The 17461-nt window shown below is 28.0% G+C and carries 15 protein-coding genes; 2 read left to right on the top strand and 13 right to left on the bottom strand.

Annotated elements, in window-relative coordinates:
• Positions 1 to 267: 267 nt before the first annotated feature.
• Together ACWXVS_RS02280 and ACWXVS_RS02275 are read right to left on the bottom strand one after the other, a co-directional pair.
• Positions 268 to 2010 carry an MATE family efflux transporter gene (locus tag ACWXVS_RS02280; RefSeq protein WP_438340372.1) on the bottom strand — a complete coding sequence of 581 codons (1743 nt, stop codon included), beginning with the start codon at positions 2008 to 2010 and terminating at the stop codon, positions 268 to 270.
• Positions 2011 to 2043: 33 nt separating this feature from the next.
• On the bottom strand, positions 2044 to 2814 hold the full coding sequence (locus ACWXVS_RS02275; protein ID WP_438340373.1) for a hypothetical protein: 771 nt from the start codon (positions 2812 to 2814) through the stop codon (positions 2044 to 2046).
• Between the two features lie 173 nt (positions 2815 to 2987).
• Between ACWXVS_RS02275 and ACWXVS_RS02270 the strand changes: the two genes are divergently transcribed.
• Both ACWXVS_RS02270 and pepF read left to right on the top strand, forming a co-directional pair.
• On the top strand, positions 2988 to 3515 hold the full coding sequence (locus tag ACWXVS_RS02270) for an adenine phosphoribosyltransferase (protein WP_455994832.1): 528 nt from the start codon (positions 2988 to 2990) through the stop codon (positions 3513 to 3515).
• Between the two features lie 52 nt (positions 3516 to 3567).
• The gene (gene pepF, locus ACWXVS_RS02265; protein ID WP_438340375.1) at positions 3568 to 5400 is read left to right on the top strand and encodes an oligoendopeptidase F; all 1833 of its coding nucleotides are present in this window, start codon (positions 3568 to 3570) and stop codon (positions 5398 to 5400) included.
• Positions 5401 to 5456: 56 nt separating this feature from the next.
• Here pepF and ACWXVS_RS02260 read toward each other — a convergent pair whose 3' ends face one another.
• The 11 genes from ACWXVS_RS02260 to ACWXVS_RS02210 all read right to left on the bottom strand — a co-directional run bounded on the left by ACWXVS_RS02260 (position 5457) and on the right by ACWXVS_RS02210 (position 17461).
• Entirely contained in the window at positions 5457 to 6341 is an 885-nt protein-coding gene (locus ACWXVS_RS02260; RefSeq protein WP_438340376.1) for an aromatic motif membrane protein, read from the bottom strand.
• A gap of 4 nt (positions 6342 to 6345) precedes the next feature.
• Positions 6346 to 7176 carry an aromatic motif membrane protein gene (locus ACWXVS_RS02255; protein WP_455993810.1) on the bottom strand — a complete coding sequence of 277 codons (831 nt, stop codon included), beginning with the start codon at positions 7174 to 7176 and terminating at the stop codon, positions 6346 to 6348.
• Positions 7163 to 8140 (bottom strand): aromatic motif membrane protein, encoded by a 978-nt coding sequence (locus ACWXVS_RS02250; protein WP_455994829.1) that lies wholly within the window; start codon positions 8138 to 8140, stop codon positions 7163 to 7165. Before ACWXVS_RS02250 ends, ACWXVS_RS02255 begins: the two co-directional genes overlap by 14 nt.
• Entirely contained in the window at positions 8118 to 8822 is a 705-nt protein-coding gene (locus tag ACWXVS_RS02245) for an ATP-binding cassette domain-containing protein (protein WP_438340379.1), read from the bottom strand. The genes ACWXVS_RS02250 and ACWXVS_RS02245 overlap by 23 nt, the downstream gene beginning before the upstream one ends.
• A gap of 2 nt (positions 8823 to 8824) precedes the next feature.
• Complete coding sequence (locus ACWXVS_RS02240; protein ID WP_455994827.1) at positions 8825 to 10624, bottom strand: ABC transporter permease; 1800 nt, start codon at positions 10622 to 10624, stop codon at positions 8825 to 8827.
• Positions 10625 to 10776: 152 nt separating this feature from the next.
• Positions 10777 to 12576, bottom strand: a complete 1800-nt coding sequence (gene dnaK, locus ACWXVS_RS02235) for a molecular chaperone DnaK (protein ID WP_438340381.1) — start codon at positions 12574 to 12576, stop codon at positions 10777 to 10779.
• A gap of 214 nt (positions 12577 to 12790) precedes the next feature.
• The gene (locus ACWXVS_RS02230; protein WP_455993820.1) at positions 12791 to 13894 is read right to left on the bottom strand and encodes a nicotinate-nucleotide adenylyltransferase; all 1104 of its coding nucleotides are present in this window, start codon (positions 13892 to 13894) and stop codon (positions 12791 to 12793) included.
• Positions 13895 to 15142, bottom strand: coding sequence for a Y-family DNA polymerase (locus tag ACWXVS_RS02225; protein WP_455994824.1), 1248 nt, complete (start codon positions 15140 to 15142; stop codon positions 13895 to 13897).
• Positions 15135 to 15560 (bottom strand): iron-sulfur cluster assembly scaffold protein, encoded by a 426-nt coding sequence (locus ACWXVS_RS02220; protein ID WP_444704830.1) that lies wholly within the window; start codon positions 15558 to 15560, stop codon positions 15135 to 15137. The genes ACWXVS_RS02225 and ACWXVS_RS02220 overlap by 8 nt, the downstream gene beginning before the upstream one ends.
• A complete protein-coding gene (locus ACWXVS_RS02215) occupies positions 15547 to 16722 on the bottom strand; it encodes an aminotransferase class V-fold PLP-dependent enzyme (RefSeq protein WP_455994821.1) in 1176 nt (391 codons plus the stop codon). The genes ACWXVS_RS02220 and ACWXVS_RS02215 overlap by 14 nt, the downstream gene beginning before the upstream one ends.
• On the bottom strand, positions 16715 to 17461 hold the full coding sequence (locus ACWXVS_RS02210) for a TlyA family RNA methyltransferase (protein ID WP_455994818.1): 747 nt from the start codon (positions 17459 to 17461) through the stop codon (positions 16715 to 16717). Before ACWXVS_RS02210 ends, ACWXVS_RS02215 begins: the two co-directional genes overlap by 8 nt.

Here is a 17461-nt window from a genome sequence, read left to right as displayed (position 1 = left end):
ACCTATAACATTTTACTATATATGTTAGGTGGCTCATTTTTGTTGCAATTTAACGAAAACTATTTAAGCATTTTATTTTAATTTCATCTTTATATACTTCTTACCAAACATATTACTTTCGTAACTTGCTTACCTAAAAAAATTCTAATATTATTATCAAAAGTGCTCGAATTCTTAGCTGCGCAAATAATTTAAATTAGATTAGTATTGATACTAACCGCCAAATATTTTTTTATAGCAATGAAGAATTATATTAATTATGCTAATTTACGAAATTGTTTTTGGTTTCTTATGTTGGTTCTCTTCAGTCACATTTCTTAATCAATTAACCTTAGCTGCTACAATTTCAAATATCCCTCATCTAACGAAATCAATTGAAAAATATAGAAAATATGACAATTCGAGACTCAAGGAGCTTGTATGATTATTTCGTAGCGGTATAATGATTACAAATGTTAGGATTATTAATCACATAAATGATAATCAATGCGCAGATAACATAGTTAATGAACCAACAATATTCCTTCCGCCAGCCCCTGGCAATGCAGCGGCTGTATAGAACCAACACCAAATAGGATTAATAAATAAAAATGTTAATGATGTAAGCAAAAATATTCTAGTAAATGTTGATGCGACCTGTGCTTTCATTAGACTTATTCATTCCAAAACAACGGGCAATCTAAGAAATTCAATAATCTCCCTATTGCCGAAATCTGATTGTCCATTTCTAACATCTTTAAGCATTTGAGTTACCTTATTAATTATTTGCGGATCAATTACTCCAGATTTTAGTTGAACATCAAACACTGATTGTATTAACTTTGGGTCACTTGATCTTAAATAAAACTCAATATTATGAGAAATAGATTCCTGTGTCCCTTTTGATGTAGCAGGTGAATAGGCAATACCAAAAATAACGCCTAACATAATCAATGACATACAAAAACCTGAAATAGTATGAAAACCTCTTAGAGCATAACCGTGTTTTTTTGCTTCTTCAAAATTATTTTTGCCTAGGTTACCAGCGACAAAATATGAAACATTAGATGAACAGGCAGAGGTAATAGCCGATGTTATTGATGAGAGACTCTCAACTAAACCTAAAATTGTAACTGCGTTAATTCCCATTCACTTTTCCCCGATTCCGGAACCGTTTGCCAAATCATCCGGAAAGGCTCTAGCTCAAATGATCATTCTAATAGGCAGAATAACCATTGCAACAATTGTTATTAACATAGCAGGAATGCGTTTTAATATTTGCTTTGCAATCGGCCTAGTTATATAGTGAATTTTGAAAATGTTAATAAATATTGGTCTATCCTTATAGTAAGTTAATAAGGAATCTGACAACAAACATACCAAGCCACTAACAATAGAACCAAAAGCTGCATAATAAGCATGACCCTTAAATGCATACAACAAAATAGAATTTATTGTAGCATTTGTAGCAAGAGTTAGACATGCTGAAATAAAAGCTAGATTTGAATGACCAGTTTCATTGAGTTGCATATTCGTGTTAAAGTTAAAGGATGTCAAAACTCACGAAATTGCAATAAGCATTAAATACATTCTTGCTTCATTTAGAGCTGCACCCTTAATCTTGGCGCCGCCAATAAGATGTATCAATGCAGTCGGCTGACTTCAAGAAGCCACAGCAAGCAAAATACTTATAAATAAATACATCCATATTCTAAGGTTCATAATTTGTTTAACCTTATCAAAGTCTTTTCTACCATAATATTGGCCAACAAACATACCCGCAATACCTTGTATAGCAAAAAATATTGTATATATAATTCCGGTGTAAGTATTGGCATAAGTTAAGGCATCAATTCCTGAAGGAATGTGACTTACCATAAAGTTATCTAAAAAACCATTTAAGCAAAACAAAATTTCACCAATAATTATTGGCCAAGTTTTTGAAAAATAGAGCTTTAAATCATGCTTAGATTGAGGCAGCAATCTTCTCAAATAATGCTTTTTTTCTTTCTTTAAAACATTAGATGACATAATTACTCCTTTCTAAAATATTTAAAATTTAAATTAAAGAATTCAAATCTTCTCCTTAATTTCTTTTAGTGTCAAATTATCATCAAAATCAATATTTTTTATTAACTTTAAAAAATCTTTTTTATATAAATATCTTTTTATTAACAAATCTGTTCTTTCTGGGTCAGAAGCTAAAAATATCATTTTATTAACATCATCACCTGAATAATGTCTAAGTTCCTTAATAACTAAATTTTTATTAAGATTGAGCATATATTTCTTTCTTTTATCATTGGCTCTTAAATGTGAAACTGAATTAACATACAACCAAAAGCCTACAAAAGCAGCAATTGCACCGTTTCGACCTGCGGTTCGTTTTTTTAATGATATAACGTCAGACTGATTAATAGCCTTCTTTATATTAGGGAAATATTCCTTACTAAATTTTGGCCCTGTGAGTTTAGATAAAGATAAAACAGGACATGAGGGATCTAATAATGGATTAACCAAATTTTTTGGAAACAATTTTATTAATATTTGCTTTTCTAATGTTGGATTATGTCCTATAAATGTAATTTCATTAATATCAATTTTTGAATTAATATCGTATATATGTTTTATTATATTTTGCTTCAATGTTGATCAAATGCCTTTTATTGATTTAATTTTTAAAAAATCAATAATAAATGTTCTTGTTTCGAATTTTCCATTTTGATTTAAAGCACCCACTGTATAAGCAAAGGGAGTATTAACTGGAATTGCTAATAATCTTGCAAAGGGATTTGATATCGCTTCAAAATCAATATATACATATTTACTATTCATAATTAGAATTATAGCACTTTTATCAGAATCGAAGGTTCTAAGAAACATTTGACAATATTTTTGATTTAAAATTAAGCATATTTTTTAAAAATGTTTTTATAAAAAATACAATTACTTCCAAATTTTAATTTTTGTAACTACTTATTTTATAAGTAAATTTGTAATATAATATTATGGCTATGGAATTAAAAAAATATATTAGAACAGTTAAAAACTTTCCTGAACCAGGTGTTAAATTTAAGGATATATCTCTTCTTTTGGCTAACGGTAATGCCCTAAATTACACAATTAATACTATGTCAGAATTAGCTAAAGATGCAGACATTATCGTCGGACCAGACGCTAGAGGATTCCTTTTTGGCACTCCTGTAGCCGCTAAATTATCTAAACCTTTTATTATGGTAAGAAAAAAGGGGAAACTGCCTGGCGAAGTTATTAGTTGTGCTTATGGTTTAGAGTATGGGCGCTCAATCCTTGAAATTCAAAAGGGATTAGTAAAACCGGGACAAAAAGCAGTTATTATTGACGATGTTCTAGCTACCGGAGGAACCTTAGAAGCAATAACAAAATTGTTAAAGGATCAAGGAGTTGAAATCCTAAAAATTATTGTGCTAATGGAACTTGACGGTTTTAATGCAAGAAAAAGATTAAACTGTGAAATTGATAGCTTAATTTTTATAGATAAAGATAATAATAAGTAAGTTCTGCTAGAACTTATTTTTTGTATAATTTAATTTTATCGAGGAGGTATTAATGAAAAAATATAGTAAATATGAAGAAATTGAGTCAGAATATCGCTTTGACCTGGAAGATATTTTAGGTAATAAAACATATCAGCAACTTTTTGATGAATATTTTGCCTTGTTTGAGAAACAAATAGAAATAAAAGATTCAAAATATGATAATTTTGATAATTTTGTTGCTTCAATAAAACTAAATGAGGAATTCATTTTGTTGAGTAATAAAATTGAAAATTATCTATCGAATAAATTAAATATAAACATTATTGATCCTAAAATCAATGAGATGATAGCAACTTTTGAAGCAACAAATGCCAAATACGCAAAAAGATTGGGCTCAGAAATTAATCGTATTGATCGACATAAACAAAAAATTAAGGAATGGCTAAATAAACCAGAATTAAAGGAAGTAAAAAAAGATCTTGAGGCAATATTGCTTGAACTAGATCATAAATTGGATGATAAGATTGAAACATATTTAAACGATACAATCTCTGGTCATCCAGATGTAACTGAATTGTTTGGTGTTTTAACCGATAGTGAAATTACATTTGGCTATGCACACGATAGACATGGCAAAAAACATGAAATTACAAGAGCAAGCATGCAATCATTTAGAAAACACGCTGATGAACGAGTAAGAAAAGAAAGCTATTTTAATTATTTGAATGGTTATTTAAAACATAAACAAATTTTAGCCAAAATGTTATATCAATATATCAAGGAGTTATCGGTTAATGCCCTACATCGAAAATATCCTTCAACGCTTGATTCAATTTTGATGAATGACCATGTTGACAAAAAATTGCTTGAAATTATTTATGAAAGCGTAATTTCAAATATAGATATATTTAAAAAATATCATAATGCGCATGCTAAATTCTTTGAAGCTAAATTCAATAAAAAAATGGAATTATGAGATACTTCGCTTGATTTGATAAAAATCAAGAATTCATATTCAATTAAGGATGGCCAAAAAATATTAAAAGACATAACCTCGGTAATGCCATATGAATACCCAAAAATAGTTGATAGAGCTATCAAAGAAAGATGAATAGATTATATAAATGTTCCCTCAAAAAGATCGGGAGCATATTCAATTGGTTCAACGCATGGAATTAATAAGCTTTATATTTTAATGAACTGAGATAATACATTCAACTCTGTAAACACCTTGTGCCATGAAATGGGACACTCAATGCATTCATATTTTTCAAATAAAAACCAAAGTGTATATCGAAGCCAATACACTATATTCATAGCCGAAATAGCTTCAATATTTAATGAGTTATTACTAAATGATTATTTAATTTCAAAAGCAAAAACAGATGAAGAAAAATTCTTTTTACTTAATGAAAGCATTAATGACTTTGTCGTCACAGTATTAAGACAAACACATTGGTCTAATTTTGAATATGAGTTATATAATCGCATTGATAATAATGAACCTCTTAATTCATATGAAGCTATTGAAAAAATTTATGTTGATGTATCAAAAAAATATCAAATAAGTGAAAATGAAGTAAAAATTGGCAATCCAATAAATATTCATAGCGTTATGGTGCCGCATTTCTTTTCATATTTTTATGTTTATAAATATGCACTCGGTTACATTGTGGCAAACTTCTTCTTTCAAAAATATAAAGTCGAAGGAAAAAGCGCATTAGAAAATTATGTTAACAACTTTCTATCAGCAGGGGATAAAGATTGACCGGTTAATGTCTTAAGGGACGCTGGTGTCGATGTATATTCAAAAGAAATTTATAATATGGCTTTTGAAATTCTTGATGACAAGGTTAATGAGTATATAAAATTAGGAAACAAAATTTTTACAAAAAACAAATAAATAAAAAACTCACAATTAATTTTGTGAGTTTTAGTTTTTAAAATAAATATTTATTTTTATTTTGAATCATCAACATAGACAATTGTGAATCTAAGCGGTTCGCCGCCAAATTCTTCATCGAATAAAGTTTTTATATAAGCCTTATCGGCGCTTGTTTTGTATAATCTCAAGGCTCTTACATATTTTGCAAGATCAAATTTCTTTAAAATAGCTTCATTTTGAAACAAAGCCGGATAAATATGAGAATATGTAAAAATTGAGACTTCTGAATTTCCGTCAGATTTTTTAGTAATCGATAATTCAAGAATAATACCTTGCTTAGTTAATAAATAAACATCATAGGAATCTTTATTATTTTGTGAACTTTCTTCAATAACATATTGAAGCATTTCATTTGTTTTAGGGCGATTAAATGACCCTAGATCCAAACTGTTTTTTTGAAGCTCTTTACTTAAAATGTCAGTAATACCCTTAAATTGATTAAAAGCCTCATAAAGAGCAAACGTAAATCGATCAAGATTAAACAAAAACCATAATCAATTATCTTTAAAAAGTTTAGCTAATTCAGGGCGATATTTTTCCAAAGCAATGACCTTATTCTTTGAATTAAAATTATCATTTGATTTAAAAAATGCAATAACATTATTGGCATAAAGCAAATAATCTTTAATCTCGGTTAAATAGTTGTCATTTATCCTTTTTTGTTTTTGTATATAGGCATTTTTATCAGCGTTGTTTTTAAAGGCTAAATCAAGAAGTGAATTAACATATTCATATTTCAAAAAAACATCTCATTTTTTCTCTTTTTCATCATTAACAGCTATTGAGGATAATTTAGATTTGTTATTTTGCTGACTCGTATTTTGGCATGATATAACAGCAATTGGTGCAAATAATGTAGCAAGGGCTAAACCAGAAAGAATTATTTTTTTTCGCTTCATAATATTATATGTCCTTCAATATTAATAAACCAAGTGCTGGAAAATTATAGTTCTTAACAACAACATTCTCAAAAGCATCAAATCCACGTTTGTTATGATGAATAATCGCATTGTGAACAGCATCTGAAACTAACTTAATTGATATCTTCGAAGATATTGATTTAGGAAAATAAATCATTCTATCAAAAGTCAAAAAACTTTTATCACTTTTATTTTTAGAAATCAAAATTCTTAATAAGAACTTGTTTTTCTTAAGATAAAAAATATCATCTTTGGATTCAGGCGATTCATCTCCTTCTCTCAATTGATCCCAGTTGTTATCAATAAAATTTGCATCATTTGGTTCAAATTTTTCTGCGTGGTTTTTTAAAGCTGCGATAAATTCATCGCTATGCTTAACTTGACCAAAATCCGGAAATTTTCATCAATCCAAAAAAGTTCATGTAAATCTTTTAATGTTTTTTATAACAAATAGTCAATTTTTAGAATAAAAATCCCTTAAATTTTTAATGTTTTCCTCATTATTTTCATCGGTAAACTTTTTGGTTATTTTTTTTGCTTCATCAAAAAGCTTCTTCTCATCTTTTTGAGACTCAAGAAAATTTGTTTTTGCTACTTCATCGCCTTTAAATCTTAGGTCTATTAACTGCTTTATCAATAAGTTGGTTCTCTCTTCATCAGGATTTTCAATATTAGGAATATATTCAAAACCTTTAGGAATATTATTTCTTAATTGAGTGCTTGGCTCATTATTAATACATGAAACTAGCCCATATGATAAAGGTAAGACTGAAATAAATGAAGTAGATAAAATAATCTTATTAATTTTTTTCATCGATAAACCTCATAGTAAATTTAAATATTTTAAGTTCTTCTTTATTTATTTCATTTAAAACATCAGCTAGATCATCATTATATTGATATATTGCGTGAAATTCAATATATTTTTCATCAATGTATGGCTTAATAAAAGTTTTTTCATCAAATGGCTCATTTTCTAGTTCGGCATCTTCTTTTGCTGATTCTAAATTCGATTTGAAAGTTTTAACACGCTTCTCAAAAATTTTTTCTTCTAGTTGTTTTAGTTGATCTTCAATATTCATTTCATTTTTAAAAATAAGAATATCTGGAACTATCAAAAGTGTAGGGATTCCCTTATCTATAAATTTCCAAATCTTAATTACCTTGTTATTATCAAATAAAAGATAAACAATTTCCTTGTCTGTGAAGACATTATATTTTTTAAGTTCAGGTATATCCTTAAAAGGCATTTTAATCAATTTTTTAGGTGTATTATCTTGCACGCTAATAGAAAGAGAATTAAATTTTTTTCTAACCTCATTAAAGTATTCTTGCTCTTTGGCAAAAGTTTTATATCTATCGCCATAAGGATTAAAAATGTACTTAAATTTAGATAAATTATTCAACGTTCAATATCAATCATTTGATAATGTATTTTTAATAACCTGCATTGAAGTTAACGCCAAAGGACGATAATCTTGGTTTTTATGAACGCTATTTTGAATAAATACAGGATCATAAACAAAAGCATATTTTAATTCGTTAAATTTAGAATCTGATTTATTTTCTTGTTGAAAAATGTAAATATTTTTTTCATTAAGATTATTTTTAGCAAAGAAATCAAGCAATAAACTAATTGATTCATTTCTATAATATTCTTTTCTTTGTTTTTTAGGAAAATCGATAGAAGTATCTTTAATATTATTTATGTTAGCACAGCTAATAGCACAAAGCGGTAATATCGGCAAAACCAAGCTAGTTAGATATAACTTTTTCATAAAATAGTTTTTCTAATGGTTCTTTTTTAATTCCGGTATATAAGATATTGCCATTATGTATTAGGGTTACAGAGTTAACATATTTATCGATTTCAGCCAAAACATGGGAACTAATTAAAATTGTAATTTTTTCATTTTCATTAATATCTTTTAACAATGAAAAAAGTTCAAATCTAGCTGTCGGGTCCAAATTAGCTGCTGGTTCATCGAGAATTAATAGTTTGGGCTTATGCAATAGTGCTTGAATTAATAAAATCTTCTTTTTTTGTCCAGAAGAAAATGTATAAGGCCTTTCATACAATAACTGTTCTATATTAAAAAATTTAAGGTAGTTTTTAATTTCATTAATAGCATCAGTTTTTTTGATATTTGATAGTATTGAAAGATTGTAAAGATAATCAAAAACGGTTAATTCTTTCGGAAATTCAGCAACTTCTGGAACATATCCAATAATTGAACGCGCTTCTGCTTTTTTAATATTAATATTATTTATTAAAATATCACCCTCATAATTTGCATATGCACCAATAATTGTTTTTATTGTTGTTGTTTTACCGGCACCGTTTTCTCCGATAAAGGCATGAAATGCACCATGCTTTATAGCAAAATTAATTGATTTAATTCCGCGATCAGTTTTTGGGAAGATTTTTTTTAGATTAATGATTTCTAGAATATTTTCCATAATTACTTGTAATCCTTTCTCTTGTATAAAGCAAAAACTGAAGCAAATAATACACCAATCAAAATTACTCATAAAATAAAGTAAACATTTTTATTAACAATTTGTTTTTCACGATTTATAGCAAACACTTTATCCGCAGATTGGAAAAGATAGTTTGTAGGGCTTGTTGTTAACTCGTATCTAATTAAAACTTTTTCATTCTTAACAAAAAGTCTCTTTTCAAACCCTGCATATCCTCCGATGTAATAATTGAAACCAGCTATTTTTAATTCAATTTGATTATCGCCATATGAACTTGAACTTTTTGGATTTTTTATAACTGCTTCAAAAATTTTATTATTTTGGTAATTAAAATATATATAGTTTAGTAATGCAACGCCTAAATATATTTTTCTCTCTATTTCTGATTGCAATTTCTTTTCTTTAACAGCGTTTTCGTTGAATACTGTAACATTTGAATTCAAATATTGATTAATTGGACTTTCTAAATTATTTATAAAAGTAGAAATACCTTTTGTTAATTCATTATGCAAATCAATAACATTTTCAGATGTTTTATTCTTTATAAAATCATCAACAAATCTTTTAGCTATATTGTTAAAAATTTTATCATTTAATGCTTCATAAACATATTGTCATTTTAATCTCCCTACAATATTGTTTTCGGCAGAAAATTGTGAGTTATCCTCAGGGAATGAAATATTAACGCTAGATGCTCCCTCTCTCGCATAAATAATATCAGTATTAATAGTATTAGGTATAACTGAATTAGATTTTAACAATCCTGGAACAATATACTTTTCAATATTACCTTCTTTGGATGTAACCGTAAATTTAGGCAATTTAGGATTTTCGTCTAACTTATATTTATATAAAATGCTATCTAGATTGTTATAATAAATATAATTATCTTGATTTGAGTATTTAGTTTTGCTAATTGACTCAAAAACATTTTGGTTTTTAGTATTAAAAATATCTAGTAATTGATATGGAATAGATAATCATGAATAAAATTGCCACTCACTCGATGAATTATTAGCAAGTTTCATTACCTCTCTAAGATATGAGACTTGCTCGTTTGAAAATTGCTTATTTTGAGATCCGTTGGGAATAATTAACAACTCATCCTTATTATTGTTTATAAAATATGGTTCAACATTTGCTTCATTGCCAGAGAAGTGATATGGATATTTCTTATTAATAAAGTAAGCAGCGTTATTAACATTTGTTGTTGCGTTAGCTGACAATAAAGAACCACCAAGAGCTAATGGAATAAAAAACACCAAAGGCAATGTAATAGCAATTTTTTGGCTTAGTTTATATCCTATTAGCGCTGTAATTAAAGCAATCATTAAGTAAGATGCTAAGGAGATAACAAAAAATAATAGCGAATATAAAAACAGATTTGCTCCTGAATATAATGCGTATGTTGACAATAATGAAGAAATAAAAAGAACTGTTGATCATAATAAACCGAAGTATATTAATGATAGTAATTTGCCTAAAACCAGCCCTTTTCTTGAGATCGGTTTAGCAATGCTAACAAGCTCTAATCCTTCCTGTTCGAAATCTTTAAAAATATTTAGCGCCTTAATAGATGCAAATAATACAGTTACTATAAGAACAGAAAAAATATAAAGATATGAAGCAAGCGTCAAATATTTTTCGCTAATCACAAATTTAAATACAAAACCAACTATAAATGAAAAAATTAAAGTTATAGCAGGAATGATAATCGAACTTTTCTTCTTAAAAACAGTATTAAATGCAAATTTCGAATATTTAAATGCTGAAGTTTTCATTTTTTAGACCTTTCAAATTTATAATATATAATTATATATTAAATTAGTAATAATACATATTTTTTATAATTATAATTATATTTTTAATGCAATTTTTTAAACAAAAATGTAAATAAAAAACCACTGATAGGTGGTTTTTAATATATTATAAATTAGTTCATTTCAGTATTATTCTCATCTGTTTGTGGGGTCGTATTTTGTTGTTGTTGCTGTTGTTGCTTCTTTATGAACTCCATAGCTTGAGACATTTTTTGTTCAAAATCATTTATTTTCTTTTCTAATTCATCATAATTTTTATCATTCAATTCTTTTTGGATATCTTCCTTAACCTTTTTAATTTCAGAAAGTTGTGATTCCTCTATTTTTTTAGCTTCTTCTGATTCAAGAGTTTTGTCAATTTGATGAATTAATTGTTCTGCTCTAACAGTCAATTCAATTTCGCGACGTTTTTTCTGATCAGCTTCTCTATTAAGTTCGGCTTCTTGCACCATTTTTTCAACATCTTCCTTCGATAATGAAGATGTATTTTGAATAGTAATGCTTTGTTCTTGATTTGTCTTTTTATCTTTGGCTGTAACCTTGGTAATACCATTAACATCAATTGAAAAACTTACTTCAATTTGTGGCACTCCTCTTGGTGCAGGGCTTATTCCGCTAAGATCAAATCTTCCCAAAAATTTATTATCTTGTGCCATTTGTCTTTCACCTTGTGTAACAACAATCGATACAGAGGTTTGATTATCTGCGGCAGTTGAAAAGATTTGACTTCTTGTTACAGGAATAGTAGTATTTCTTGGGATTAAAGGTGCGACAATATCTCCCTCAACAACAATACCTAGGGTCAACGGAGTAACATCAAGCAATAGAACATCTTGAATATCGCCAGCAAGAACTGCACCCTGAATAGCAGCACCAACACTAACTACCTCATCAGGATTAATTGAATTATTTGGTTTTTTGCCAGTAATATCAGAAACTATTTTTTGAACAGCTGGCATTCTTGTTGAACCACCAACCAATAAAACTTCGGTAATATCATTTCAATTTAATTTTGCTTCATTTAATGCATCAAGCAATGGCTTTTTAGTTTTTTCTAATAAGTCCGAAGTCATTGCCTCAAATTCTGATCTTTTTAGCTCTAATTCAACATTAATTGGACCATTTTCATTCATAGCTAAAAATGGAAGTGAAATGTTTGCAACCAATGATTCTGAAAGTGAAATTTTTGCTCTTTCTGCTTCTTCTTTCAATCTAGCCATTGCCATCTTATCATTTCTAGCATCATATTTATACTTATTGCTTATTTCTTTAATTAGTCAATCAACAATTTTGTGGTCTCAATCGTCACCACCTAAATGATTATCGCCAGAGGTTGATAACACTTCAAATGTTCCATTTTCCATTTCAAGAATAGAAACGTCAAAAGTACCGCCCCCAAGGTCAAATACTAATATTTTGTGATTTTCATCTTTTGACTTATCTAACCCAAATGCTAATGCTGCTGCAGTTGGTTCATTGATAATTCTAACAACATCTAGACCTGCAATAATACCGGCATTTTTAGTTGCTTCACGTTGCGCATTATCAAAATACGCTGGAACTGTAATAACTGCTTTTTTAACTGCGCTCCCAATTTTCTTTTGCGCATACTCTTTCATATATGAAAGAATTAAGGCACTAATTTCCTCAGGTTTATAATCTTTTTGATTTGCTTTAACAGTTTTTGAACCACCCATTAATCTTTTAATTGAGGCAATACTATCTGGATTTGTCTCTAATTGTCTTTTTGCACTCTCACCAATTATTGTTTCGCCGTTTTTAAAGGCAACAACAGATGGGGTAGTTCTCTTACCATTTGGATTTTCTAAAACCTTAGGAGTTCCGTTTTCAACAATCGAAACCACAGAGTTAGTTGTACCAAGGTCAATTCCTAAAATAACTTCTTTTGTCATATTCTTTATCTCCTTTTTTTAAATTTAAGATTAAGATTTTTTACATATTTAAATCATCTTTCAATAATTTATAAAATAATTGTACCATATTTTTTAGCACTTTAATAAAATGAGTGCTAATTTTTATTTTTATTATTAAATTTCATTGATTAGCGAATTATTGCTAATTGATTTGTTATCTCTAAAAACCTTGGATATATAAAAAAATGAGGTTTTAATTTTCGCCTCATTTTTTATATATTTCTTTTTGCTCCTCACTGAAGCAATGACCTCTAACATCGGATTCATATTTTGCGCACCTTGAAACAATATATGAAAATGCTTTATCAAAATTTTGAAAGCTTAGTTGTCTTATTTTTTCTATTCCTTCTCATCTACGACCCTGACTTATCTTATCAGCAACATAAAGAATCTTATCAAGCAACGATAATTCTATATCTAATGAAGTATGCTTTTTAATTGCTGAGAGGACTTCCGGATTATTATATTTATAAACATCTCTTAACCAAAAAAAGGCTGTGGTTTGATGCAATTTATATGGCTCCAAATTTGTTCGACTAAATCCGTATTTTTCCAAAAAATCATATGCATCTTGTTCATTCCAATTCTTGGTTATATCATGAGCATAACCCGCTTGGTAAGCATTTTTTATTTTATAATTATTTAATTTTGCAAGCTTTATAGCAAATTCTGCCGTCCATTTTAAGTGAAAATATCTAAATTGCTTTTCTTTATCTTTAATATCAAAGATTAGATTTTTAGCAATTTCCTCAAAATATAAAAAATTTTCACCGATGTATTTTTGCACTCTATCTTCTACTTGCGAAAAATCACCTTTTCTATATTTTGTTGAAGAAAAATTATAAATAGTATTGTTCAAAATTCTTACATTAAATTTTTTCGCATTAACTTTTGAAAACTTATTACCGCGGTTAAATGCACAAATTTTTACTTTATTAGCAATCTCATCAATTTTTTTTCATTTATTTAACATGGGTACATTATCAGTGCCAATAAATAAATAAAGTTCATCATTAGGGAATTTGCTTCTAAAATAATTTATTGTATCAATTGTGTATGAATTACCTTTTCTATTGGTTTCAAACTCAGACAAAAACATTTTATCTTCCAAGACCATATTGATCATATTAATGCGATGGTTATTAGCAACATACTCACTACTATTCTTAAAGGGGTTTTTATTAGTGGGCACAAAATATAACCTATCTAATGAAAGCTCATTTATTGCGAATTTTGCTAAGCTAATATGGCCTTTATGAATTGGATTAAAACTACCACCATATATTCCTATTTTCATTTAATCCTCCAAACTAATTCTCTTGTTTTTTGTCTTTGAATTCTTTCTTAGAAATTTTATATTGTCTGTATTGATATTTTTTTCCATGCTATATTGATATAAAGTTTTTAATAAATTATTACCATTTATAAAATTTTGTTCATTAATTATTTTTTCAACCATATTTTTTGAATCGCTAGAAAGTATATCAAATGAAGAATCAGAATTAAAAATTGTCCTTAAATTACCAATACTTACCCCCAAACCACGAAGTGGCTCTTCATCTCACAAAGAATCAAAAATCAATTCAACATTTTTTCATATCAAATCAAAGTTGCTAGTTCAAGTTGAAATGCTTTTGTTTTTTGAAATCCATATCTTATTTTGACGTCTTAGCATAACAGAAACTTGTTTAGCCTCTAAATTTGCGTCACTCGCTCTAAGACATACATTTTGAGTAATTTTCTTTAATTCATTAAGTAAAAAAAGTCTATCACTAGAGTCATCAGAAATAAATGTTTTGCTATTACTTATACTTTTAGCATCGCTATAAAATATATGATCAATCCCTGTATTAATTCCCTTTAAATTTTCAACAAGTTTAAAATAATTTTTGCCAAAAACGCTTCTTAAAAAAATATCATTATCACAATTTACTAAATCTGCTCAAGTCTTAATGTTATAACTAATTATTTTTTTCGAATTAGCTTTACCAATACCAAAAATTTTTTCAACACCTAAATCATAAAAATGTTTTTTAATATCTTCCTTTTTTGTTTCCAAAATACCAAATGGTTTTGCCTTGTTTGTAGACATTTTTGCTAAAAATTTTGTATAAGAAATACCTATTGAGCAAGGAATGTCAAATACATTAAGGATATCATTTTGTATTTTTCTAGCAAAATCTATCGCATTGCCATTCTTTTTAATATTATTAGTAACATCTAAGTAACATTCATCAATTGAATAAACTTCCAACATATTAGAATAGTTTGTTTTTATAAAATTAAAAATTTTTTTAGACATTAAAGAATAAAGTTGATAATGAGGTGAAATAACAATTAAATCCTTAATCTTATCTCTTACTTTAAAAAGGGGATCTCCACTTTTAAAGCCTTGCTTTTTTACTTCATAAGACATAGCAGAAATGATTGCTCTCCTTGAATTCAAAGCAATTACCACTGGTTTGTTTTTTAAATTTTCATTCTTTGATCTCTCGCAACTTACAAAGAATGCATCCATATCAATATGAAATATAACCTTAGCCATTTAATCCTTTTTTAAAAGCGCGATAAACTATTGAGGCGCATTCTAAACGATTAAGATGAACCTTAACATTTTCAAATACCAACAATTTACCTAAATCAATATTTATGTCTATTTGTTCTTCTCTGTTAATTAATTTAAAGTACTCTTCCAGAATACATAAAATTTCGCTCTTATCTTTATTTAAAACTTGATCAATCATCAATTCCACACTTGAAATAAAGATAGCACATCCGGTTGCATAATACTTTGCATCAATTAATTTATCATTTTCAAATAGTAAATTTAGCTCTATATCATCAACGCAAACTCTTGAATGTTCTTTTATACCATTTCCTCTTGGAATAGATAAACTGTGCTTTGGTTCAGAATAAGAATTAAATATTATTTGTTGTTTTTCTTGGGTACTAAATGATTTCAATAAAATTACCCCCATTTTTTAATTCCTTAATTAATTTATCAATATCCCCTTTATTGTTATACATTGCTAACGATATTCTTACATATGAACTACAATATTTGTTTGTATCTTTAAATTTATAAGCGCAAAAAGCACCAGATCTCACATAAATATTTCTGTTCCCTAGATATGATGCGACATCCTGGGCCGGAACGCCTCTAATATTGAACAAAATTATCGTATCGCCTTTTTTAGAATCAATTAAAACATTAGGCAAAGTTTGCAATTTCTCATAGGCATATATCGCAATTTCTTTCTCATATTTAAATAATTCTGTAACATTAAAACTTTTAAAAAACTCAATTGCCTTTCCTAATTGGATAATGCCAGCAAAATTTGGTGTGCCGGGTTCTCACTTAGAAGATGAATTTCTCATTACTCAATTATTTGATTCTAAAATATTTTGCACCTGGCCACCACCCCATTTTGAAGGCCGAAGATTTTTTAAAATATTATTTTTTATAGCTAATATTCCAGTCCCAGTTGGGCCATATAATTTATTGCCAGAAAATGCAATAACATCGCAATAGCGAAAATCAACGCTACTATGTACAATAGCTTGGGCTGCATCGTTTATTAAAATAATGTTATTTTCTCGACAAAGTGAGTATATTTTCTTAATATCAAGATTTATTTGAAAATTATTTGTTAATTGAGGTAAAACAATAATTCGTGTATTTTTATTAATAGATTTTATAATGTCCTCACCGTCAAAACAATATCTAAATCTTATATTTTTAATACTAAAATTTTCAAGAAAGGGAACAATTGCAGAAGAATGGTTAAAATAAGTAAATAATATTTCACCACTCTCTACAACCTTTGAAAGCATCTGCGCCACCAAATTTAAACTTTCAGTTGTACCCGAAGTAAAAATTATCTCTTCAGGATCAGCATTAATAAACATAGCAACATCACGTCTAATTCTTTGTAGATCACTGTTTAATTTTATTCCTAGTTTCGAATCAGCAGTACGAGTTGAAATTGAATACTTTTCATAAAATTCCATCCCTTTTTTTATCACTACACTAGGCTTAAATGTTAAGGCAGCGTTATCTAAATAGATAATATTAGGATTATTTTTAAACATAGGAAAAATTTTTTCTCTTTGTTCATTAGTCATTTTTTTTCTCCTGTTTAACAAAAAAAGAAAGATATTCAATATTTTTTGACTTCTCCCCACGGATTGGGCTCTCAATAATAGGCTTTAGTAATATAAAATTATTTTCCCTAGCCATATTAATCACTTTATTAATTATATATTCATGATGTTGTTTAGGAACATATCCACCAGGTTCAACATATTTGCTGCTTGCTTCAAATTGAGGTTTAATTAAAGCAACTAATAAAACACCATTACCAAAGGTCCTATTGCAAACCTCAAAAACATATTTTAAACTTATGAAAGAAACATCGCAAGTCACTAAGTTTATATCCTCACCGAATAAATTATTATTTATTACCTTAAGGTTTGTCTTTTCATATACAACGACCTTATCATTTATTCTTAAAGAAAAAGCTAATTGGTTTGTGCCTGAATCAAGAGCATAAACCTTTCTTGCTTTGTTTTCTAATAATACTTGAACAAATCCACCTGTTGAAGAGCCAATATCTAAACAAACTTTATCCTCCACGTTAATACCATATTCCTTAATTGCTTCTTTCAATTTGTATGCCCCACGTGAAACATAATTATCCTTTTTTTGTTTAATGGTAATAACACAATCATCACTAAATCTTAATGTTGGGTAAAAAACTTTTTCATTATTTACAATTATCCTTCCTTGCATTGCTAAAGAATCGATGGTTTTTTCATCCAATAAAAATTTTTCCTTTATTAACTGTTTCAAGGTTTTTTTCAT

It is taken from the genome of Mycoplasma sp. 327 (genome assembly GCF_053851655.1).
This window is presented reverse-complemented; position numbering and strand designations above follow the sequence as displayed.